The sequence below is a fragment of the Shivajiella indica genome, from assembly GCF_042683085.1.
Classification (GTDB): domain Bacteria; phylum Bacteroidota; class Bacteroidia; order Cytophagales; family Cyclobacteriaceae; genus Shivajiella; species Shivajiella indica.
Genome location: NZ_JBHUIV010000010.1, coordinates 845,438 through 868,398 on the forward strand (window position 1 = coordinate 845,438; position 22,961 = coordinate 868,398).

16 protein-coding genes are annotated in these 22,961 nt (G+C 40.3%); 6 read left to right on the forward strand and 10 right to left on the reverse strand.

Translation table 11 applies throughout. The annotated features are described in order from the left end of the window. Positions 1-14: 14 nt before the first annotated feature. Entirely contained in the window at positions 15-1,859 is a 1,845-nt protein-coding gene (locus ACFSKV_RS07025; RefSeq protein WP_380801234.1) for a gamma-glutamyltransferase family protein, read from the reverse strand. Positions 1,860-1,862: 3 nt separating this feature from the next. After that, complete coding sequence (locus tag ACFSKV_RS07030) at positions 1,863-2,930, reverse strand: carboxypeptidase-like regulatory domain-containing protein (protein ID WP_380801235.1); 1,068 nt, start codon at positions 2,928-2,930, stop codon at positions 1,863-1,865. 111 nt (positions 2,931-3,041) lie between these two features. Here ACFSKV_RS07030 and ACFSKV_RS07035 point away from each other — a divergent pair, with 111 nt between their 5' ends. The 5 genes from ACFSKV_RS07035 to ACFSKV_RS07055 all read left to right on the forward strand — a co-directional run bounded on the left by ACFSKV_RS07035 (position 3,042) and on the right by ACFSKV_RS07055 (position 6,865). Further along, positions 3,042-3,386, forward strand: coding sequence for a DoxX family protein (locus tag ACFSKV_RS07035; protein WP_380801236.1), 345 nt, complete (start codon positions 3,042-3,044; stop codon positions 3,384-3,386). Positions 3,387-3,452: 66 nt separating this feature from the next. Then, on the forward strand, positions 3,453-4,745 hold the full coding sequence (locus ACFSKV_RS07040; RefSeq protein ID WP_380801383.1) for a DEAD/DEAH box helicase: 1,293 nt from the start codon (positions 3,453-3,455) through the stop codon (positions 4,743-4,745). 219 nt (positions 4,746-4,964) lie between these two features. Then, the gene (locus ACFSKV_RS07045) at positions 4,965-5,639 is read left to right on the forward strand and encodes a dienelactone hydrolase family protein (protein WP_380801237.1); all 675 of its coding nucleotides are present in this window, start codon (positions 4,965-4,967) and stop codon (positions 5,637-5,639) included. 17 nt (positions 5,640-5,656) lie between these two features. Next, entirely contained in the window at positions 5,657-6,340 is a 684-nt protein-coding gene (locus tag ACFSKV_RS07050; RefSeq protein WP_380801384.1) for a phosphoribosyltransferase, read from the forward strand. Positions 6,341-6,379: 39 nt separating this feature from the next. Then, positions 6,380-6,865 (forward strand): hypothetical protein, encoded by a 486-nt coding sequence (locus ACFSKV_RS07055; RefSeq protein ID WP_380801238.1) that lies wholly within the window; start codon positions 6,380-6,382, stop codon positions 6,863-6,865. 13 nt (positions 6,866-6,878) lie between these two features. Here ACFSKV_RS07055 and ACFSKV_RS07060 read toward each other — a convergent pair whose 3' ends face one another. The 3 genes from ACFSKV_RS07060 to ACFSKV_RS07070 all read right to left on the reverse strand — a co-directional run bounded on the left by ACFSKV_RS07060 (position 6,879) and on the right by ACFSKV_RS07070 (position 15,596). Next, on the reverse strand, positions 6,879-7,859 hold the full coding sequence (locus ACFSKV_RS07060; protein ID WP_380801239.1) for a PorP/SprF family type IX secretion system membrane protein: 981 nt from the start codon (positions 7,857-7,859) through the stop codon (positions 6,879-6,881). Positions 7,860-7,870: 11 nt separating this feature from the next. Then, positions 7,871-12,484, reverse strand: a complete 4,614-nt coding sequence (locus ACFSKV_RS07065; protein WP_380801240.1) for a T9SS type B sorting domain-containing protein — start codon at positions 12,482-12,484, stop codon at positions 7,871-7,873. A gap of 565 nt (positions 12,485-13,049) precedes the next feature. After that, positions 13,050-15,596, reverse strand: coding sequence for a glycogen/starch/alpha-glucan phosphorylase (locus ACFSKV_RS07070; RefSeq protein WP_380801241.1), 2,547 nt, complete (start codon positions 15,594-15,596; stop codon positions 13,050-13,052). A gap of 311 nt (positions 15,597-15,907) precedes the next feature. Here ACFSKV_RS07070 and ACFSKV_RS07075 point away from each other — a divergent pair, with 311 nt between their 5' ends. Beyond that, positions 15,908-16,561: a hypothetical protein gene (locus ACFSKV_RS07075; RefSeq protein WP_380801242.1), complete on the forward strand. Its 654-nt coding sequence runs from the start codon at positions 15,908-15,910 to the stop codon at positions 16,559-16,561. Between the two features lie 54 nt (positions 16,562-16,615). On the opposite strand, the gene ACFSKV_RS07080 is transcribed toward ACFSKV_RS07075, so the two are convergent. The 5 genes from ACFSKV_RS07080 to ACFSKV_RS07100 form a co-directional block, all read right to left on the reverse strand. Next, positions 16,616-17,371, reverse strand: a complete 756-nt coding sequence (locus tag ACFSKV_RS07080) for a DUF2490 domain-containing protein (protein ID WP_380801243.1) — start codon at positions 17,369-17,371, stop codon at positions 16,616-16,618. Between the two features lie 104 nt (positions 17,372-17,475). Next, complete coding sequence (locus tag ACFSKV_RS07085) at positions 17,476-18,231, reverse strand: porin family protein (RefSeq protein ID WP_380801244.1); 756 nt, start codon at positions 18,229-18,231, stop codon at positions 17,476-17,478. 287 nt (positions 18,232-18,518) lie between these two features. After that, complete coding sequence (locus ACFSKV_RS07090; protein WP_380801245.1) at positions 18,519-19,898, reverse strand: DUF1254 domain-containing protein; 1,380 nt, start codon at positions 19,896-19,898, stop codon at positions 18,519-18,521. Between the two features lie 29 nt (positions 19,899-19,927). Next, complete coding sequence (locus tag ACFSKV_RS07095; protein WP_380801246.1) at positions 19,928-21,328, reverse strand: DUF1254 domain-containing protein; 1,401 nt, start codon at positions 21,326-21,328, stop codon at positions 19,928-19,930. Between the two features lie 56 nt (positions 21,329-21,384). After that, complete coding sequence (locus ACFSKV_RS07100) at positions 21,385-22,917, reverse strand: DUF1254 domain-containing protein (protein ID WP_380801247.1); 1,533 nt, start codon at positions 22,915-22,917, stop codon at positions 21,385-21,387. Between the last annotated feature and the right edge of the window lie 44 nt (positions 22,918-22,961).

Genomic DNA, 22,961 nt, shown 5'->3' on the forward strand with positions numbered 1-22,961 from the left:
GAACATTGGTCAAATCACCAACCTATGCCATAGTCTTCGCCGTGATTACTGGAACCTCCCCAAAAACTCTTATGCTTCCAATCAAACCAAATGGCATTTAAAGGTCCAGAGGTTCTTTCCATAAAATTCATTTTGTAACCTCTCTTCTCTAGATCATTTCTTACCCAGGAAGGGATCTGAGAATTCAGGGTTATAGATCCTGGTTTAGACTCATGTGCTCCAAAAGAGGATTGAATCTGGTAATTATGGATATTAGCGGCTTCTGTGGCTTCCTGTACTGTCATTCCAAATTCCACAATATTTAGGAAAAGCTGTAAAAGATCTTGATCTTGGGTATCCCCTCCCTGCACTGCAAATGAAAGAAAAGGTTTCCCATCTTTTAAAGCCATGCTTGGGGTCAGGGTCACACGGGGACGTTTCCCTGGTTGCAGCACATTGAAGGGATTCAGATTTTCATCTAAAACAAAACTCTGCATCCTCTGGCTTAGTCCTACCCCTGTATTACCGGCTATAGCCGCTGGTATCCATCCTCCTGATGGGGTAACAGACACCACCCAGCCTTCTTTATCTGCCGCTTGAATAGAGGTAGTTCCAGAAAGAAAACTCTGTAAAAAAGGATCTTCAGGACCTTGAATAGGCTGTTCAGGCTGATAATAGGCCATTGCATTTTTTCTTTTTTCTAAAAGGTGTAAAAATGGGTTTTTTTCATTTTGATAAGGATAAGGATCTCCTGGGCCCATTTCAGGATCATTTTGTTCTTTGATCAGTGTGGCTCGTTCCTTTGCGTATTCTTTTGATAGTAATCCTTTCATTGGACTTTTTGGTGCAAAATCCGGGTCTCCATAATAAAAATCCCGATCAGCAAAAGCGAGGCTCATGGTCTGATAAATAGTATTGATATAATTGGAGGAATTGTAACCCATTGACTTTAGGTCAAAATTTTCAAGAATATTCAGGGACTGCAATAAAGCAGGACCTTGTGTCCATTCCTGTAATTTATAGACATCAATCCCTTTGTAATTGATTGTCAGCGGTTCTTCAATTTTTACTTTCCATTTAGCAAGATCTTCCATAGTAAATAGTCCTCCTTGTTCTCTGGTTCCCCGGACAATTTCCTGGGCAATATCTCCTTTATAAAATCTTTCATAAGCGGCATAAATGGCTTCTTTTCGGGACTTTCCTTGTGCTAATGCCTGCTTTTCAGCCTCTACAAGCTTGGATAAGGTGTTATATAAATCTTCCTGAACAAAAATCTCACCTGCGTAAGGAGCCTCCCTTTCTTCTCCTAAATGAGGTAGAAAAACCTTTTTTGAATAGGGCCATTGCTTGATTAAATCCTTCCTGTTTTCAATCATATTAGCTGTCTGTGCTTCTATGGGATATCCTTTTGCCATTTCCATAGCAGGTGCAAGAACCTGTTCCAAGCTCATAGTCCCAAATTCTGCCAACATGGTCATGAGACCTCCAGGGGTTCCTGGGGTAGTAGCTGCCAGCGGTCCAAATTCAGGCGGATAACTCATACCCTTTTCTTTGTAAAATTCCACAGTTGCACCCGTCGGCGCAATGCCCATGGCATTAATTGCGATTACTTTTCCGGTTTTGGGATTATAGATCAGTGCCTGGGTTTCCCCTCCCCAACTCAACACATCCCACATGGTGCAGACTGCAGCAAGCATGGCACAGGAAGCATCCACGGCATTTCCTCCTTGGGAAAATATCATGGCTCCTGCGGTAGCTCCTAAAGGTTTTCCGGTAATGGCCATCCAATGTTTACCATGTAAGGGTGGCTTCTGTGTTCTTTGTGAAAAGCCTGCATGGTATATCAACAAGCTTAATAAAATAAGGATTAACTTTTTCATTGTTTAATTCTCAACTAGTTTAGGTACCAGGGGTTCAAAACCTTCGAACAGGCTGTTATACTGGGTGAAAATGGTAAAATATCCTGAGGGTAACCTGATATTTACCTCATTTTCATCTACAAATTTTTTAATTTCTTCAGCTTTATCCCCAAATATTGCGAAGAAATCCTTTTTCTTTTTGGGAATTTCTATGACATTTTTATCTTTTAAGAAATAATACACGTTCCTTTTCATGATCTGATCATTCCTTTGGCCTACCATTAGAGCCTCATTATAATTTGAAGTCTTGATAGTTGCAATAGTCCTTCTCAGCAAAGGCATTTGTCCATCTACCAAAACTTCAAATATTCCGGATATGGGTACCCCATCTTCACGGAAATCCATTCCATTTACAAAGTACCTGGGCACATTATGTTCACTGTCTACCCAGACGATATTCTGCACCCTGAAACCTGGCATTGAACTCACCAGATCTTCCTGCTCAGCCCTCAATTCAAAATTATTGCTATTGATGTTATACCTTACAAAATAACCCTCCACGACCTCATTGTCTTTGTAAAGTAAAATGGATGCCTTATTCCATTTAGGATCCAGGTAAAAGTTCCCTACTAGGCGTTTGGGTTCTGGTGGAATCCCAAAAACCTGGTTTCCTCCAATAAAATTCGGTCTTTTGGTAAATAACTCTGCGATATTGGTGGCGCGGATAGTTTTTTGCAAAGCCAATTCCTCTGGATTTTCATAGCCAATAGGGAAAAGAGTGATTACACCTAAATCCAAATCATTTTTGACATTGATCTGAGCCTGATAGGATTGATAACCTGCTACATTGATATTGAGTACATATCTATTGGGATTTACTTTTACCACCTGGAATTCACCACCATCTTTTGAGACGGCAGAATAAGCGGTTTCCCGGAGGGTTACCATAGCTCCTTGGAGGAATTGATCTGAAAGTCCGTCTTTAATAATTCCAGAAATCTTATATTCTCCTTGAGCTTTACTTTCAAATACAAACCCAAGGAATAAAACTATTATGCTAAAGAATACACGGAATTTACACAAAATAACCATAATTCAATGTTCATTCATATTTAAGTCAATTTCCCTAAATTTGTTATGGAAATTTTATCCTACTTTTAAATTGTAATATAATTATTGATTTCTAGAAACCTCAACAATCCCATGGACTTATTTTTTCTTTACCTGATGAGTGGTTTTTACATTTTCGCAGGGCTGATGCATTTTATCAAACCCAGGATGTATATCAGGATCATACCTCCCTATTTTCCCAAACCAGAGATCTTAAATTTGCTTGTTGGAATATTTGAAATTATTTTTGGTCTGGGACTGTTATTTGATCTGACGAGAAGTATTTCAGCAATTGCTATCATTTTATTGCTGTTGGCAGTTTTTCCCGCCAATATTTATATGTATCAAAAAGGTACCAAAGGAATACCCCAATGGGCCCTTCTTTTAAGGTTACCTATACAGTTTGCCTTGATTGCATGGGCTTATATTTATATCTAAACACTATGAACATTGAATTTTAACCAATTTAAATTTGAAGATGCCCTCGTTGAGGGACTGGAGGCTATGGGGTTTGAAAAACCCACTCCTATACAGGAAATGGCCATTCCCGTCTTGATTCAGGGTAAAGACCTCATTGCCTGTGCACAGACCGGTACTGGAAAAACAGCTGCCTTTATTTTGCCTATTTTGAATAAAATAGCCCAGACCGGATCATCCGGATTGGATACCCTTATCCTTGCCCCAACAAGGGAATTAGCCATACAGATCGATCAACAGATCCAGGGTTTTGCCTATTTTTTGGGCATCAGTTCCATTCCGGTATATGGAGGTGGCGACGGAGTGGTATGGGAGCAGCAAAAGAAAGCATTGGAAACCGGAGCGGAAATCATCGTTGCCACTCCGGGAAGATTGATTGCTCTTCTTTCAGGAGGTAAAATCAAACTGGATAAGCTCAAACATCTTATTTTAGACGAGGCTGACAGAATGCTCGATATGGGTTTTTCTGATGATATACTAACCATAGTCAACCATCTTCCGAAAAACAGGCAGACCATCCTCTTTTCGGCCACTATGCCTCCAAAAATCAGACAATTCGCGAAGCAATTGCTCAATAATCCGGAGGAAATCAGTTTGGCGCTTGGAAAGACTGCCGAGGGGGTTACCCAATCCGCTTATCTGGTATATGATTACCAGAAAGAAGATTTGGTAAAATATGTACTCAGCCAAAAAGATTATGAAGCCGTCATCATATTTGCCTCAACAAAAGAGAAGGTAAAAAGTCTATATAAAATCCTCAAGAAAAACTTTGAGGTGGAGGCTTTCCATTCTGACCTTGAACAGGTAGAGCGGGAAAAAATTATGTCAAGATTTAAAAATAGAAGCCTCAAAATCCTGATAGGAACAGATATTATTTCCCGGGGGATAGACGTGGTGGGCATTGAATTGGTGATCAATTTTGATACCCCTAATGATCCTGAAGATTATGTCCATAGGGTCGGAAGGACAGCTAGAGCGGACAGTAAAGGGGAAGCGATCACTTTTGTAAGTGATAAAGACCAATACAAATTCAAAAGAATTGAATCACTGATTGGAATGGAAATTGAAAAAATCCCCCTTCCAGGAGGATTTGACCAAGGTCCTGAATACAAAGGGAATTCAGAAAAATCTGGCAAAAAATCTGGCTTCTCAAAAAAGGGGAAAAAGACAGGGAAGAAAAACTTCCAGAAAAAAAGAGAAAACCCGGAAAAAAGACTGAAGCCAGTTGAGCCCAAAGGCGATAGTAAGGATATGGTTACAGCACAGCAATCGGGTTCACCAAAATTTGGAAAAAGAACCAATGTCATTAAGGAAGATTAATAAAAATTACAACAACCTTTCAAATATGAATTCAAACCCATAATATGTATTATGGGTTTGCTTTTTTTTAATGGGGTACTCATATTTTTATTTCATTTGCCTAAAAATCAATCGAAAAACAAACAAAAGTCATAAAATAGTCCCTGTATTTTGGGTAAATTTATGTACAGTTAATGAGAATTACTTTTTGATACAATTCACTTAAAATTTTATTGAATCATGGAAAGGCTAAAAATAAGAGTTAACCATGTTGTACTGGACGGTGACCTTTCTCTACCTGAAAACCCTTTGGGATTGATTATATTTTCACATGGTAGCGGAAGTAGCCGATTCAGTCCCAGGAACAATCTGGTTGCCCAATACCTGAACAAATTAGGTTTCGGAACATTTTTATTTGATCTTCTGACCCAAGAGGAAGATCTGGATTACCGTCTTCGGTTCGATATCCCTCTTTTATCCGGGCGTTTGGAGCAAGTAACACGGTTTTTATTGGAACATCCGAGTACAAAAAACTTTCCCTTCGCTTATTTTGGAGCAAGTACGGGAGCGGCATCCGCACTCATTGCAGCTTCCCATCTCCAAAATAATATTAAGGCAGTTGTAAGCCGTGGGGGAAGACCTGATTTAGCCATGGGTGTTCTTCCAAAGGTCCATTGCCCTACGCTTTTGATAGTGGGCGAGTTTGACTTTGAAGTTTTGGAACTTAATAGGAAAGCTTATGATAAAATTACAGGAAAGAAAGAGATCAGGATTATTGAAGAGGCAACTCATTTGTTTGAAGAGCCTGGAAAACTTGAACTTGCGGCCCAATATTCAGGTGAATGGTTTTTGGAACATCTCAAATCAAACTCTTCTGGAAAACCAAATATTCCACGTCAAATAAATATTCATTGATTGGATTGTAAAACCCAATCTTTACATTTCAACAGTATCTAAAGAGACCAGCCATGTTCAGAGATAGAAAAGATGCCTCCATTCAATTAGGGGAAGCGCTTGAAAAGTATAAAAATAAAAATGCCCTCGTACTTGGTATTCCAAGAGGAGGTGCTGAAACGGCTTATTACGTAGCCAAACATTTAAAAGCAGAAATGGCTTTGGTGGTTACAAGGAAATTGGGCCACCCGGAAAATCCGGAATATGCCATTGGGGCATTGGCAGAAGATGGAAGCCTCTACCTCTCTCCGGAAGCCAATATTTATTTGTCGAAAGAAACCATAGAGGACCTAAAAAAAGACCAGGAAAAAGAGATCCAAAGAAGGATTCAGGAGTTTAGACATGGTAACCCTCTTCCAGCATTGAAAAACCGTACCGTAATCATCGTTGATGATGGAATCGCAACTGGGGCAACTCTATTTGCAACCATCATGCTTTGTAAAAATAAAAAAGCAGGCAAAATCGTGGTGGCAGCCCCGGTTTCAGGTGAAGGGATGTCAAGGAAATTAAATGAGATGGTGGATGATGTGGTAATTCTTGAGACCCCATATCAATACAGGGCAGTATCCCAGGCCTATCAAAATTTCTTTAATCTGACAGATGAAGAAGCTATGTTTTTTATGGAAAAATGGAAAAAAGAAAATCCCCAAAGTCCTAAATGAAACAAACATTAATTCATTCATACTTTAAATTCTATCGATATGAACAAGAAAATATTAAATGTCCAGCATGCTGAATTCAAGAAAAAGTTACTGGAAGCAAGCATTAAAAAGCACCAATCAGTGATTGATGATTTTAAAAGAAGCATTAAAGAACTTTTGGGAACTGAGACCAAAATCAATGAAGATGAAATGGATATGTCCCAGCAATCTGTCAATACCGAACAGATTCAAAGGGCGAATGCCATCGGTGACCAGGTTAGTTTTGCCAATGATGAAATGACCATTTTGAATAATATGATGCCTTCGATTGAGGATATCCATGACGAAGTGGCACTGGGCTCAGTTGTGGTAACAGATAAAATGAATTTCTTTGTTTCTGCCAGTATTGAGCAATTTGAAGTGGACGGAATTGAGGTTTTCGGATTATCTACTGAAAGTCCGATTTACCAGGAAATGAAAGGAAAGAAAAAAGGAGATAAATTTTCCTTTAAGGATCATCATTATACCATTGTTGATCTTTTCTGATTTCCATCCAATATTAAAACCACCTGGGGTTTTTGACTTTAGATGCTTTTTTGGTGATGTAATATCCCAATGAAAACTCATGAGAGTTATTTCTATAGTTTTCTAAGGCATTTAAGTTTTTATCATAAGCATAGCCTAGCCTGAGATCAGGGGTGACAAATACTTCTACAATAAATGCCAGTGCAGTTCTGTTGTTGAGTATAAAGTTTCCTTCTATGCTATCATTCCCTATTTGCATATTGGAACGATAACTGGCTCCAAGCCACAGCCGATCAAAAAATAGAAACATGCCATTGATATCGTAATTTATTGGCGCACCTTTTACTTCTCTGATTAAAAAGCTTGGCTTGAACTCCACGTTATCACTGATGGGCAGCATTAGTCCAGCAGTGATATAATAGTGGATGTCATGGAAGGAAAGTGCAATATCACCACGTTCTAATGTCTTTCTGCCAACCAGATTAAAAGCACTTATCCCGGCATAAAAATGAGTAGAATGAAATAATATCCCCGTGTTTAAATTAGGAGTAAACATTACCTGAGTATCAAAGGGTAAGTCAGGATCCGATGGGTCTTTGGCTATGAGCAAGCCCCCATCAAACAAATACTGACTGGCTCCACCCCCTACCCCAAGGCTTAGAAAACTGTTCTCGGCTGTCTGTATACGGTGAGCATAAGATATTATACCTGAAGTTGTTTTTGTGGCACCAATTTGATCACTTAACAAGGAAACTCCAATACCTACCAAACCATCATTGGCACTCAAATCCGCTGTTAATGAAAAAGTCTGGGGTGAACCTGGAAAATTCATCCATTGTTTTCGAAAGGTACTTTGAATATACCCTTGTCCTTTGTAACCTGCATACGCAGGATTAATCGTCAGACCATTGAAGATGTATTGGCTAAACTGGGGAAGCTGCTGAGACCGGGATTTTTGAGGAATCAATGCTGCCGTTGAAAAGATTAATATTGAAATAAATAATAGCTTTTTCATAAGTTGATTCATCATTTTTTGATAACCTGAATCCATCCTTTGAACTCTTGATTTCTTCCTTCCCTATCCTCACCCCGAAAGATGTAATAATAAGTACCTGCTACATGGCCTGATGCATCCCAGTCATTGGCATAATTTTCCGTTTCAAATACATGATCTCCATACCGATTAAATATCACTATGTCATTTTTTATAAACTTATTGATGCCTACTATTTCAAATACGTCATTAGAGCCATTTCCATTGGGTGTCATTACATTAGGAAAAAAGAAAGGATTAATGGTATTCGTATCGGTTGCACCTTTTATCAACTCCCCAATCTGTACGGTGGCATTATTGATAATGACTTTAGGGCTTGCATCCATCAGGTTTGCTGCCAACACCTTTAATCTGATTTCGATTCCGGCACCTACAGGCAGATTCGGTAATTTCCAATTTAAACGGCTTCCTTCCTGAACAAATGTGACTTGAAGATCGGGTGTGGTAAAGAATACCTCCTGGCTTTCGAAACCTAATCCTTCCGGAAGGATGTCCTCTATCAATACTTCAGACAAATTTTCGGTACCGGTGTTGGTAACATTTATAAAATAGTCGAATGTATCATCCCCCCATATGTCAACACCGTTTGAGGTTTTCTCAATGGTGACATCTATCTCTCCTTCTACAAATACTTTTACAAAAGCAAAATCACAGATGTTTGGATCTGATTTGCTACAAATACTGTAAAACAACATGTATTCCCCAGATAGGGTATTCTTTGCTAATGTGATTGAACCATTATTATTTAATGTCAATTCCTCACTGCTACTTTGAACGGTCAAGATCACATCACCTGGATCTACAAGCAAACCATTTATAGAATCATTTTCCAATACGTTTCCGAAGGTCATTCCCTCTTTTCCATTAAAGGGACCATAATTGTCGTCATTGGCTACAATGGTGGTATTTTCCACAATAATGGTAACTGTTGCAGAATCACAATTTTCAGGATTAGTAGAAGAACAAATAGAATACACCAAAACATAGGTACCATCTTCAGTATCAGGCGCGACATCCACACTACCATTTGGATTCAAAACAATATTGGGTTCTGAATTATTGGCTTCATTTAAAAAAGTTACCGGTTCCACTACCTTGATGCCATCTACCAATAAGTCCACCTGGCTTAGGTTTAAATTAAGTCCATTGATTCTGTCGTTATCAAATATATTGATCAAATTATTCTCCCCAATTACTCCTTGGACTCCATTGACATTGTCGTCATTGGCTACGATCGTTTCCAGATCTGTATCAACAACCAATGTAATTAATGCTGAATCACAGTTTGCGGGATCGGAACCTTTCTCACAAATACTGTATGCTATGGTATAGGTTCCATTGGACATTTCTCCAACAGCAATGTTCCCTGTCACAGGATCTATTGTAACAAAAGGAGAAGATGTTTCTATAGAAGTAATATTTACCTGATCCGGGTTCAGCGGTGAACCGTTAAAAGAATCTGCTCCCTTACCATTATCTACAAAAATATTGCCCGCATTGGAATTATTGGCAGAACTGGTAACCGTTCCATCCATAGCAACTAACAGGTTCTGGACCTGTACCGTAACCGTTGCGCTGGAGCAGTTAAAATCCTCAGGATCTGTTCCGGCCTCGCAGATACTGTATGTGATGGTGTAAGTGCTGCTGGATACCTCACCTATAACAATGTTACCTGTTTCATGATCGATGGTAACCGAAGGATCGGTCGCATTGCTGATTGTTATTTTTACCTGATCTATGGATACAGCTTTCCCATTCAACAAGTCTTCCCCGTTACCGTTGTCCAGTAAAATATTTCCTGCATTGGGGTTGCCGGCAGTGCTGTTGAACGTATCGTCATTTGCTTCTATTGGGTTCTGGACCTGTACGTTAACTGTTGCACTGGAGCAGTTAAAATTCTCAGGATCCGTTCCGGCTTCACAAATGCTGTATGCTATGGTATAGGTGCCGCTGGATACTTCGCCCACAACTATATTACCAGTTTCAGTATCGATGGTGACCGAAGGATCGGAAGTATTGATTATGGTTATATTTACCTGATCTACGTTTACAGCTTTGCCATTCAAAAAGTCCTCTCCATTACCGTTGTTATGTAATATATTGCCGGCATTAGGGTTGCCTGCAGTGCTGTTGACCGTATCGTCATTGGCAAGGATCAGGTTCTTGACCTGCAAGGTCACGGTGGCCTTGGAACAATTTGAATTCGAAGGATCTGTTCCAATTTCACAAATATTATATTCAATAATATATGTATCGCTGGATACTTCTCCTACAAGTATGTTTCCAGTTTCTAAATCGACAGTAACCGAAGGATCGGATAGATTGATAATTGCTAAATTTACCTGATCTATACTTACAGCTTTCCCATTCATCAAGTCCTCTCCGTAGCCATTATCTTGAAATATATTACCTGCATTCAGATTGCCTGCGGTGCTGTTGACCATATCGTCTTTGGCAGCTATTGGGTTTAAAACTTGCAGGGTCACAGTGGCCGTGGAACAGTTTGAATCCTCAGGATCTGTACCAGCCTCACAAATGCTGTATGATATAATATAGGTGCCACTGGAAACTTCACCCACTATGATGCTTCCTGTTTCAGGATCGATGCTGACCAAAGGATCAGAAGTGTCAATAGAAGTGATGTTTACCTGATCCGGAGTAATCGGTATGCCATTAAAAGTATCTTCCCCATTCCCATTATTTTCAAATATGTTGCCTGCATTTGGATTATTGGCAGCACTGTTTACTTCATCGTCATTGGCAACAATGAGATTTTGAACCTCGACAGTCACGGTTGCAGTGGAACAGTTGATTCCGGCTGGATCAGTTCCTGCTTCACAAATGCTGTATTCTATTTGATATATGCCTACTGGAACATCCCCAACGGTTATATTTCCTGAATCCACGTCTATGGAAACCAATGGATTGGAGGAAATTACAGAGGTAATATTTACCAAGTCAATGGTAATAGGTTCATCATTCAACAAGTCTGCCCCATTTCCATTGTCTCCGAACACATTACCAGCATTGGTATTATTGGGAATACTGATAACATCATCATCATTCACTACAATCAGGTTCTCAACCTGTACTGTCACGGTGGCCGTAGAGCAGTTGGTATTTTCCGGATCAGTACCGACCTCACAAATAGTATAGCTTATGGTATAAGTTCCGCTAGGAACACTACCCACAAAGATATCCCCTGTATCAGGATTAATGGAAACCAGAGGATTGGAAGGAACCACAGAAGTAATATTGACATCATCTATGGTAATGGGAAGATTGTTGATCCGGTCATTTTCCAATACATTTCCGGCTATTTGAATATTTGCTGTTGATGTGATAAGTAAATCATTCGCAATAATGACATTGACAGGTGCCGCGGTAATGCTGGATATGTTATTATCTGGATTGGGATCACCCGCTAAGGGAGTTATTTCAGCTGTATTTCTATAATTACCCGAAGTGTTGACAGTAACTCCGATTTTCAAAGTGGCAATTTCTCCATAAGAAAGCGTACCTATTGCCCAAATTCCCGTACCGATGTTATAACTTCCTTTAGAGACATTTAAACTGGCAAAACTGAATCCTGAAGGCAATAGGTCTTTAACCTGGACATTGCTTGCATTTAAAGGCCCGTTATTGATTGCTGAGATCGTGAAGGAAATGGTCTCTCCAAAATCTGGTACTGGGTTGTTAACTTCCTTGGTGACACTCAAATCCACGGAAGATGTCCTTATTAAAAATACCTTTCCATCTCCATGGTTAATATTAGCACCTATATACCTTACAGCAGTAATGTAAGATCCCAATGGTACTACCTGATCTAATCTAAATAATGCGATACCAATATTGCCATTGTTGGAGTTTACCCTACCCGACCTCCAATAATCTGCTCCTACAGCTGGCGGCCCAAATACTGGCCCCGCAATTGGTGGCCCAGGCCTGGCAAATAAACTTCCCAACACGGTCTCAGGACCTCCAAAAGATTGGGAACCTATAATTTCTATGTAAATACAACTGTTGGCATTTCTTGTAGTTATCCCAATAATTGCCTCTTGGTTGACAATTTGTAAATCATCATAAAAAATTGTTTGAATTTGAGCATCTGTCGTAGCGGCAGCCTCAAAATCCGAACAAATATTTCTTCCATTTCCATCTGAATCAAATATAAAATTAAGGTTTGGACTGGAAAAAGCTGCCAATGCATTTGTATTCCATGTAGGACTACTACTATCCGTTTCAAGGAAAACCCCGTTTTCAATTATGTTGTTCTGGTTATGTCCATTAGGACCGATACGGGTAAGCTCATAACTGCTCGGAAAGGAGAATCGATCATAAACCTTTTCATCAACAGTTATTGAAACCAAATTGGCGGGTGAAGAAGGAGTTGGCTGAGGGCCATCCCATTGAAAAGTAACTCCCGATGTAATGCTGGGCGGTTGGGTTTGAGCTATTAGAAGATTAGTAGAAAAAAATGCTGAAATAAAAAGGACAAATGTCCACCTAAGAAATAAAATCCTATTTTCTAAAAATTGATGAATGAAAGACAAAAAAAACCTTGAGGTAATTTTTAGCAGACCCATGCACAAACCTTTAAAAAATTGAAATATTAGAAATACTGACCAAATCAAAAGTGATAAGCCTTTGGGAAGTTGATTTAAAAAAAACTCTTTTATCATTAAAAAGATCAATAAACCCATCATTGTAATAAGTAGAAACTATTCCTGCATTTCTGATAGAAAAATCTAGAGTAAAAATAATAATATTTCTTTTACTAAAGAAAATTTGAAAATAAAATAATTTTAATCTAAAAATTCAAATATTATCCAAAGTATCTTCTGTATTGTTTTTTGTAATTAATAATAACTTTTTTAGATTTCACATAAAAATTTTGTTGTTAAGCCAAAATAAAAAAAATATAATAACTAGATATTTAATTCGTGATTTTCGATAAAACGATGCCTTCCAAGCAAATTTTCCGTTTTAATTTCTCAAAAGATTAAATCAATCTAAATAATTCTCAAGTTCAAAAAACGCATATGAATCCATATTTATTCACCCATAAATAGCAGAGGGTAAAAATGGAAAAAGCCGGAGTTTCAATAGTTTTCACAGAAACATCCGGCTTAAAATAAATGATAAAGAAATTTAATTTCCGTTTAATGAAACAGGTACTGATTTGACTTTCCAGATATCCTCACAGTATTCCTGTATACTCCTATCACTTGAAAATTTCCCCATTCTCGCGGTATTCAAAATGGACATTTTTGCCCATTTTACTTTATCTCTATAAGCAACATCTACCTTATCCTGGCATTCTATATAAGACTGATAATCCGCAAACAAAAGAAACTGGTCATCATATAAAAGAGACTTCACCAAGTCTTTGAACACCGTGTCATCCAAATGTGAGAAATAACCTGAGGAAATTTGGTCCATTGCCAATTTTAATTCTGCATTATTCTGATAGTATCCATAAGGATTGTATCCTTCAGATTTTATTCTGGCTACTTCTTCTGCGGTCAATCCAAACAAGAAAAAGTTTTCCTCCCCAACACATTCCCTTATTTCCACATTCGCCCCATCTAAAGTGCCTATAGTAAGGGCACCGTTCATGGAAAGCTTCATATTTCCTGTTCCGGAAGCCTCCTTTCCTGCAGTGGAAATCTGTTCGGAAAGATCTGCAGCAGGATAGATTTTCTGGGCATTGGTAACATTATAATTGGGATAAAACACCACTTTCAGTCTATCTTTCACATCAGGATCATTATTGACAATATCTCCTACAGAATTGATCAGCTTAATCATCAGCTTAGCCAGCTTATATCCCGGAGCTGCTTTCCCCGCAAAAACGAAAGTCCTAGGAACAATATCGATTTCCGGATTTTGCTTGATCCTATTGTACAAGGTGATGACATGTAAAATATTGAGGTGCTGACGTTTATATTCGTGGATTCTCTTAACCTGAATATCAAACATGGATTCAGGATTTACATCTATACCCGTTCTGTTTTTAATTTTCCTTGCCAGATTCTTTTTCATTTCCAATTTGACATCCATCCACTGTTTTTGGAAATCCGGATCATCAGCAAACTTTTCAAGACCGCTTAATTCTTCCAAATGCTTGATCCAGCCATCACCAATTTTACTACTGATGAGTTCAGTCAATTTTGGATTGCTTAAAACCATCCACCTTCTGGGAGTTACTCCATTGGTTTTGTTGCTGAATTTCTCCGGGTAAAGGGCATAGAAATCCTTCAAAACCGTTTTCTTCAACAACTCTGTATGCAGTGCCGCCACCCCATTGATGGCATAACTTCCAACACATGCAAGATTCGCCATTTTTATATACTTTCTGGGGCCTTCACCGATCAAGGAAAGGCTTCTTATTTTTTCAGGATCCCCATAAACCCTGACCGTTACTTCATCCAAAAATCTCCTGTTGATTTCATAAATGATTTCAAGATGTCTTGGCAATACAGACTGGAATAGTTCCAGATCCCATTTTTCCAGAGCCTCTGGCAGCAATGTATGGTTGGTATAGGCAAAGGTTCTGCTAGTAACCCGCCATGCGGTAGACCAGTCCAAATCATGCTCATCCAAAAGCAATCGCATCATTTCGGCAATGGCAACTGCGGGGTGCGTATCATTTAACTGGACAGAAAATGTGGATTGAAAGTCTTCAATTTTTTCTCCTTGCCTTAAATGAATACCAATCATATCCTGCAAAGAACATGACACAAAAAAATACTGTTGTTGCAATCTCAGCTTTTTCCCGTTTAAAGTTTCGTCATTTGGATATAGTACTTTGCTGAGGTTTTCACAAACAATTTTTTGGTTGACGGCGAAATTATAATCCCCCGCATTAAATGACTGAAAGTCAAAGGATCTTGGTGCTTCTGATTTCCACAGTCTCAAGGTATTGGTAGTATTGACTTTATAGCCTAAAATAGGAGTATCATATGCCACTCCCTTTACGGTCAATTCCGGTATCCATTTACTCCTGAATTTTCCATCTCTATCCGTGTAATGCTGAAGGTAACCGCCCAATTTGACATCATAACTGAGTTCCCTTCTGGCAATCTCCCATGGATTTCCTCTTCTCAACCAATTATCAGTATCTTCGACCTGCCAGCCATCTCTGATATCCTGTTCAAAAATTCCAAACTGATACCTGATGCCATATCCTATGGCAGGTACTTCCAGAGTTGCCAAAGAGTCCATATAACAGGCTGCTAACCTGCCCAGACCACCATTTCCAAGTCCAGGTTCTACTTCTTTCTCAATTAACCAATCCAGACTAATCCCCAATTCTTTGGTCGCTTGTTCTGTCTCCTTATAAATTCCAAGGTTGATTAAATTATTCGCTAAATGAGGACCCAATAAATATTCAGCAGACAAGTAAGAGACAATTCGGTGCTTTTCCTGCAAATACTGCTTCACTGAAGCTACCCACCTTTGAAGTATCCTGTCCCTGACAGCGTAAGCCAAGGCCATGTAGTAATCATTTCGGGTTGCTATTTCAGGATATTTACCCTGCACATAAAACAAATTATTTTGTATAGCTTTTTTGAGAGTTTCAACTGTAAGACCTGTCCTGGCATCCTCCACTAAAACATTTTGAACCTCATTTTGGTCCAAACCTCTATCTTCTAACACAGACTTTATGTCAGAAAGGGGCAATGATTTTTTCATTCTATTTTTTGAATTCAATTAAAAGGCCGAAAGTTAAACAAATCTAATTGGATATAAAAAATTTAATAATAGAACCCCAATAACCCCTTTTAAAATAATAATAATTAAATTTGAAAAAATGGTATAATCCGGTAACCCTGTACTAAGATTTTAAAAAATAATCTTCGAATATGACAATCTAAAATTTTTAACTTCAAAGTTAAATCCATTTTGAATAAATGATTAACTTTCTTTTATACAATTCATAAAAATTAGGTATATTTCTATTAATTAATCCAATTTTAATTCCTTATTTATTTCAACAAAAACCTATGAAAAAACATCTACTTTACGCATTGATTGTTTTGGTGTCTGCATGTTCTCCTGCAACAAAAATTACCAGGTCTTGGACAAGCCCTGAAAAAAGTACCTATGGATACAATAACCTATATGTGGCAGTTGTGATAGGTGACATTTCCAAAAGGCAGATCATGGAAGATGACATTCAAAGTAAACTGACTCGTTTGGGAATTTCTTCTACGACCAGTAATTCCACCATTCAACCTAATTTTTGGATGAGTACTGATCTGGATAAAAATAATATGATGAATGTGGTCTATCAAAGTCAAAAGGATGCTATCATGACCGTTTCACTGATAGATGTGCAAAATGAGCAACGGTATATCCCCGGAGCCGTGATGATGGGAGGACCGATGATGATGGGTCCAGGTGGTTGGGGCATGGGTGCCAATTTTGGAGGTTTCTGGGGTATGAACCACGGAATGATGATGACCCCTGGCCATATTGTGAATGACAGAAAGTATTTTATTGAAATCAACATTTATGACACCAAGTCTGAGCTCCTAGTATGGTCTGCTCAGTCTAAAACCCTGAATCCTGCCTCTATGGAGAAGTTCTCCTCCGAATTTGCCCAAGTTGTATTGGAAAGAATGTTGGAAGAAGGTGTAATCAGAAACCAGAATTAAGAGTTTAATATTTTTGCTTTTACAAAGAATGCCGGAATACTCTTCCGGCATTTTTCATATATGATCCCCCGGGAAATCTTTTAGGGTATGTCTCCTGAAATTTTTGAACTGATAATTGATGTTAATCCATAAAAACAGACCATGGTTTATAAATAATGTCTTGCTGTTATACTCCGGTATGGCAAAACGGATATGGTAACCGGGAGAAAATGTAATGGACTTTTTCTGAAAACTGAATAACAAAAAAACGCGATGTTCAAGCGGATTAACCACAGGATCAGGCCCCACCGTAAATAAAGTTTCATTAAATAAAGTCGTGGCAAAATTGAAATGAGGACTTAACCTATTTTTCCAATTGTACCTCAAACTCGCATTAAAGCGTAAGCGGTGATTGAGCCAATAGCCATCGATAATTTCGGTAGTATTGAATTTTGCTCTGTAGCGCATATCATGCCTGTATCTCAAACTAACCGAAAAATCAGAACTGCTGGGTATTCTATAAACTACTTGGCCCCAGGGTCGGTGTTCCGGTCTAATCAGTTCACCATCCGAAAAGGGTGTGGTTAATTTTAATCCGGCATAACCTCCTGTTACTGCAAATTTCTGGTCATCCGTATGGTAAGTCAAGCCACCTCTCAATATAAAAAATAAATCAGGAACATGATGGGTATCCAACCATAAAGACCATTTGGGGGCTATTTGTCCAGAGGTCATCAAACCAAACCAAACCTCTGAATTGACCACAGTTTGCCTTTGGGCTATCGATGGAATAGTGATTGTGAAAAAAAGCCAAAAAAAGAAAGTTTTCATTCAATTCAATATTGCCTAAATAACTAAAGTTTTTTCAAAATACCCCAAAAATTACGGTTTAGATTCATCAAGTAAAAAACAAAGCTGAATATTTATCTAAAAACTCAATCTACATGATCACTGGGATATTCTACAAATGTTGGGAGTTTATTTTTCATGAAATTCAGGTTAATGGTCACCCAGATCACAGGTCCATGATTGATTCTTGCTGCGGTGGGGCTTGAATTGATATATCTTATTACATATCCAAGGGAATAAACGAAATTCCCTTTTCCCAACTGCCCCAAAAAATGCGTTCTGTGCTCATGCCTTACACCATTTGGACCGGGACCTGATGTGAACAATGCCTCGTTGAGCATTGTGGTAGTAAACCGGGTATTTTTGCTGATCACATTTCCCCAAGCATACCTCAAGGCATTGTTAAACCTCCACCTGTGATTAAAAGAAAAACCATCTGTTAGATTTCCCGCTTCCAGATTCTGAATAAAGCGGGCATCATACCTGAACCTGAAGCTTGTACTCAGCTTTTTGGTGGAAGGGACCCTGTAAATGGTCTGCATCCAGGGCCGGTGTTCCGGTCTGACCAGGCTTCCTTCCGAATTTGGGGTTCCTAATTTCAAAAAGCCATAACCAACTGTAGTGACAAAATTGTCTCTTTTTGGATGGTAGGTAAGACCTGTCCTATAGATAAAAAACAGCTCATTGACAAAATGGGCATCATTCCATATAGCTAAACGATCGGATACCTGAGCGGAAGTCATTACTCCCCACCAAGTCTCATTATTAAAACTAATATCTTGCTGAGCAAAACCGGAATGAAATAAAACACAAAAAATCAAAATCTTAATTAAACGCATCATTGTTTGTTTAAATACAACCTAGCAAACATACAAATTTGAACGCAAAGTGGCTTTGGGATTTTCCAAAGAAATCCGGATAAAACGAATTAATTATCTGATGAGCACTTCTATAAGTGGTGCTCCTCTTACACCGGAAGGTGAATTAATCTTAAAATACAGGAAAAGAGTAAGCGCAATATCCATTTATTGCCAATTTCAAAATTGATATGGAAAAAAGAGCCAAATTAAAAAGCTAAATCATGAAATCGCCTACCCCTCTATAGCAAGATTAAACTTCATAATCAATTTCAATCCAATTTAACAACAGGTTGGGGAACCCAGGAATTATTCATAACTTCCTCTTTAGGTCCATACAAACGTAACAAGATGTCAAAAGGACCATCAGGTGCCGGAAGCCAGTTGCTTGGCCCTTCTTTGGGCATTTTGTGGCTCATGTAAATCGTCAACGAACCATCTTTGTTGTATTTCAACCCTTTGGTCCTGTCGCCAATAGAGTAACGGTTCAATTCATTATGAGCCATCAATCCGGTTACGTTGTCGTACATGGTAAGCGACCAGAAAAACTTAGCAGGGGGTAAGGCATCAGCCGGAAAAGTGAGGGTATAGGAGTTTTGCCCATTAAAAGGATATCCATCAGCATCCCTTCTGGCCGCGGGATAGTAAGCTTCAATCGGGCAATTCGCGTAGATATGCCCCCGGGCAATCTGGGTACGAAGCCTGAAGTTGCTTCCAAAATACGGGTCCTGTATGGGCCATAGCATCCAGCCATTTTTAACAGTTCCTATTTCCGTCATCATAGCGTCTATTCTTTCCAATCCTTTTTTAACACCGGCAGAAAAGGCTTCCTCGTATTCAGGGTTCTCTTCCAAAAAGGTAAAGTCACCGCTGTTGTTTACCCCAATTTCTTCAAACTTTTTTATCATCGCTTCATCGTCAGGTGCCAAAGTCGTGTATGGTAAGAGGAAGTTCAGCAACGAAAAGAACTCGGGTGTGGTAATACTGGCCTGGCTGTAGGCAGGAAAGTCTATCTTCTCCACGGTCTTCGGCTTGAACTCGGGATAAAATTTGCTCATGACCCCGATCTCGATCTGGTTTTGTAAGGCTATAGCCGCATCCCGGTCCACGGGGTCTTCACCATTCACACCTATCCTCCCCACCACACCCACGAACGCTGAGGGGGCCTTGATTTCGACAACACCTTCGGGAAGTTTTCCGGTATAATCGGGCCCTGTAACCGCATATACACCGGCTTTCGAGCCTCTTGACCTCGTACCGATGTAGCTAAAATTGTCGGTGGTTTGGGAGGCCAACTGGAAAACATAGTACCGGTTGTTCGCCTCCGGCACCTTGAAGATCACCGGCTCGGCACGCAGATCCAACACACCATTGCTGTAGTAGGTGTCGTTGTTGGCGCGGACCACGGCTTTATCATCAGCGGTATAGAGCCTTGTTTCGAACTTTACGGTATTCATGGGGGTAAAGAATGGAGAGGCTTCCAACACTCCGTAGAAATAAACAGCCTTGTAATTTTCCACGATTGGGAAGCAATGCACATAGGCATCGGCTACGAGGTTTTCAACCTGTTCAGATGTTAGTTTTTCTTTTGGGCTTTGGCAGCTTAGCAAGAGGGCGACAAGCCCCAAAACAGTCAATGATTTTGCTTTCATACTTCCATTAATTTTTTTGAACTATCAATCTACTGCACCCGTACCAAAGGCTTTGGCTTCCACGTTCCGTTCAAGGCCTCAGGTTTAGGCAAATACAGGCGGTTTACGAAAAAGAAAGGCCCATTAGGCGCAGGAAGCCAATTCGACTCCTTGTCCTTTCCCGGAGATTCGTGCTGTATATAAATTGTAATACTATTGTCTGGATTGCGCTTGAGATTTGGCAACATGGCGGAATTTATCAAATACCGGTTAATCGGATTTTCCGTCATAATTCTTGCCGGCAGCTCATACATGGTATAAGACCAAAATGCATTAACCGGGGGCATTTCATCACTCTTCATGGTCAATGTATACTTGTTGATAGCGGCATTCAAAGGCTGCCCTTCCGAATCAGTCTGGTAAATAGGGTAGATCGCTTCTTCTTTGGAGAGGCCATAAATACCCAATACCGCTCCGGCCATGCGAAACATATAATTGTTGTTTAAATGTTCCCTGGTGCCAAACGCCTCCGCGCTACCCACTTTGCCGGTTTTGATTTCGTTTGTATTGAAGGCCTCAAATTCTTTCCAGGCATCTTGCATACCCGCACTCAGCGCCTCTTTGATTTCGGGAGACAAGGATGCTGCATCAAAGGTTTTACCGGGTACCAGGCCGATTTTGGCAAATTGCTCCCTGAGGTCCTTTTCGGATGGATGCGTAGGGCAGAACTGCAAGTAGAAGTTCAACAGGCTGAAGAACTCCAGCGATGTCCTCTGGGACTCCGGCGTGAGCGGCCGGGGGAAGTCGATCTTAGGAGCAGCCTTTGGGGCAGGTTGATTGAGGAAGGCCGATAAAGTCTTAACAATATACTGCTCCTGGATCTTTTTAACATTCTTTAGGTCGGCAGGATCGAAGAGTTGTGTCCGGAACTGGGCGGAGGCTATTTCGGTTTCGCAACGGATTACCCTGGTAATTCCTTCGGGTTTTTCCCCTTTCCAGTTGGGACCTGCAATGAGAAAACTGCCGCCATTGTTCCCATCTGTGCGCGTACCGGGTATGTCGAAGTTGTGTGTGTACAGGTCGATTAGCTGCAAACTCCAATACCGATCTTTTTCGATAGGCGGCACAGTGAACACAATCGGTTCTGTGCGCAGATCGAGGCCGATCCACGAATAGGGAGTGTCCGAATTTGCCGTTTGGATTGCTTTGTCCTGGGAGGTGAAAACGCGGGGAATATTATAGAGGATATTGTAAGGCGCTTTGTAATCCGGATCGTTCTTGTCGATGAAATAGGCGTATTGCACCCGCATATTGTCTACAAGCGGGAAGCCGTAGATGTACGCTTCCCTAGCAATTTTCCTTGTTTCTTCGGGCGTCACTTCGGTTTTCGGACTTTGGCAACCAAGGACAAAGGCTATTAACCCTAGGCCAATCAAAAATTTTATATTCATACTATTTTGTTTAAAGTGAGCTGTATATTATGTATAGCCTCTCTATATTCTTCCATTTAATTCACCTCCTCAAAATCAGGCAATACAAAGGTCTTATCGAAATAAGGTTGCAAAGGAGCATACAGGCGAAAGATCACAAACCAGCCATCGGTTCCCACCGTTTTCATGAAGTTGCTCTCGTATCCTTCAGGAGCTTTGGCACCAATGTAGATATCAACGGTTCCGTCTGCATTGCGCTTGATGTCTGGCATCCGGCTGTTGATGGCGACTGAACTTACCTTTGGATTTGGGTCTCCGTTGTCATAATGGCGCCTCGTATCCTGGCTGTACAAATCCACCGCCCAGAATTGGGCAGTCGGGACATCTGCGGGCACCCTCAGGCGGTAGGTCTTATCGGCCCGAAACAGGTTGCCCTTGCTGTCGCGTTTAACGGCCAGATACACCTGGCCCTTTCCGATATAAGGGTTAACCATGCCTTCACTGCTGGTAACGGCATCATAAAACCATACGGTACGCTCGTCCAGTTCCACCTTGGTGTAGGTAATCTGCGGAATTGAAAAACCCATCATATTATGCCATTGTTTATCCGGCCAGTAAGTCTCTATAACCCGTGGATTGGTTGCCAGGTTACGTGCCATCAATTCGCCCAGCGCGGCTCCTTCCATCAGGATTTTCGTTTGTCGGGCATCCGGTGCAAATGGTTTTCCCTTGACAATTCCCAAGGGCTCGATCATGGCCATCCAGGCCTTGTCCTGCTCACGCACCGGCTCCTGATTGATGACATCGTGCAGGGCTTTCCAATAGTCCATTCCCCGGTAGGCTGTGGCCGACCAGGTTTTATCTAAACCCTCGATCAGTTTATTCTGCACAGGCTGCCCACCAAGGGCAGAAACTTTCAAGGCCTTTACGAAATTACTTTTAAATTCCGGGGCAGTATCCAAAATGCGGAATCCCCACATGATGTTATTTGTGGCAGACTGAACCACAAAAACTCCCCTTTTCTCATACTTTTTTGGGTCATCTTCCGGCCCGACAATGATATAAGTTCCTCCTTCGCCCCTATCCGGTCCCGTAAGCCCAAGATCGGCAATAGGACGTTGCCAAAAATCCAGGGCTGCACCTGCTGTCATGCCTGCCGGGTACTCAATTTGAAGCGGGCCTTTTGAAAGGTTTTCGAAGGATATAAAGTAAGGCGTTGTCAGATTGGCCGTGACGATTCCCTGCTTCTCTCTGAAACTTACAAAGACCGCAAAGGTCCCCCTTGCGTTGGGACCGTAGTGTTTGTTCTGCTCTTCACGCCAGGTTACAAAACTGACCAAAGGTGTAGACCACATATAAGCCTGAGAGGCCCGCTGCAGGTCCATGGCATCAAAAAGCCTTTGGGAGCTTTCGTCCGTCAGGTAGTTGTGCTGCAATTCCATCACACCGTAAGGTGTTGTGATTTTTTCGTCACCTACCAATGTGGCGTTTTCTAATGGGACAGAACTGCTTTGTACTGTACGCGATTTCCTTTGGGCATAGGAATTGCCTGAAAAGGCCATGCAAAGTATGGCCAGAATAAGCAGTAATGGGATTTTTTTAGTTTTCATTTTTACTTTTTTTAATTTCAAAAGAATCTAGATAAACTTTATAT

Coding starts and splice junctions, on each gene's coding strand:
- ACFSKV_RS07025 (WP_380801234.1), bottom strand. CDS start 1,859: ATGAAAAAGTTAATCCTTATTTTATTAAGCTTGTTGATATACCATGCA.
- ACFSKV_RS07030 (WP_380801235.1), bottom strand. CDS start 2,930: ATGGTTATTTTGTGTAAATTCCGTGTATTCTTTAGCATAATAGTTTTA.
- ACFSKV_RS07035 (WP_380801236.1), top strand. CDS start 3,042: ATGGACTTATTTTTTCTTTACCTGATGAGTGGTTTTTACATTTTCGCA.
- ACFSKV_RS07040 (WP_380801383.1), top strand. CDS start 3,453: ATGGGGTTTGAAAAACCCACTCCTATACAGGAAATGGCCATTCCCGTC.
- ACFSKV_RS07045 (WP_380801237.1), top strand. CDS start 4,965: ATGGAAAGGCTAAAAATAAGAGTTAACCATGTTGTACTGGACGGTGAC.
- ACFSKV_RS07055 (WP_380801238.1), top strand. CDS start 6,380: ATGAACAAGAAAATATTAAATGTCCAGCATGCTGAATTCAAGAAAAAG.
- ACFSKV_RS07060 (WP_380801239.1), bottom strand. CDS start 7,859: ATGAAAAAGCTATTATTTATTTCAATATTAATCTTTTCAACGGCAGCA.
- ACFSKV_RS07065 (WP_380801240.1), bottom strand. CDS start 12,484: ATGGGTCTGCTAAAAATTACCTCAAGGTTTTTTTTGTCTTTCATTCAT.
- ACFSKV_RS07070 (WP_380801241.1), bottom strand. CDS start 15,596: ATGAAAAAATCATTGCCCCTTTCTGACATAAAGTCTGTGTTAGAAGAT.
- ACFSKV_RS07075 (WP_380801242.1), top strand. CDS start 15,908: ATGAAAAAACATCTACTTTACGCATTGATTGTTTTGGTGTCTGCATGT.
- ACFSKV_RS07080 (WP_380801243.1), bottom strand. CDS start 17,371: ATGAAAACTTTCTTTTTTTGGCTTTTTTTCACAATCACTATTCCATCG.
- ACFSKV_RS07085 (WP_380801244.1), bottom strand. CDS start 18,231: ATGATGCGTTTAATTAAGATTTTGATTTTTTGTGTTTTATTTCATTCC.
- ACFSKV_RS07090 (WP_380801245.1), bottom strand. CDS start 19,898: ATGAAAGCAAAATCATTGACTGTTTTGGGGCTTGTCGCCCTCTTGCTA.
- ACFSKV_RS07095 (WP_380801246.1), bottom strand. CDS start 21,328: ATGAATATAAAATTTTTGATTGGCCTAGGGTTAATAGCCTTTGTCCTT.
- ACFSKV_RS07100 (WP_380801247.1), bottom strand. CDS start 22,917: ATGAAAACTAAAAAAATCCCATTACTGCTTATTCTGGCCATACTTTGC.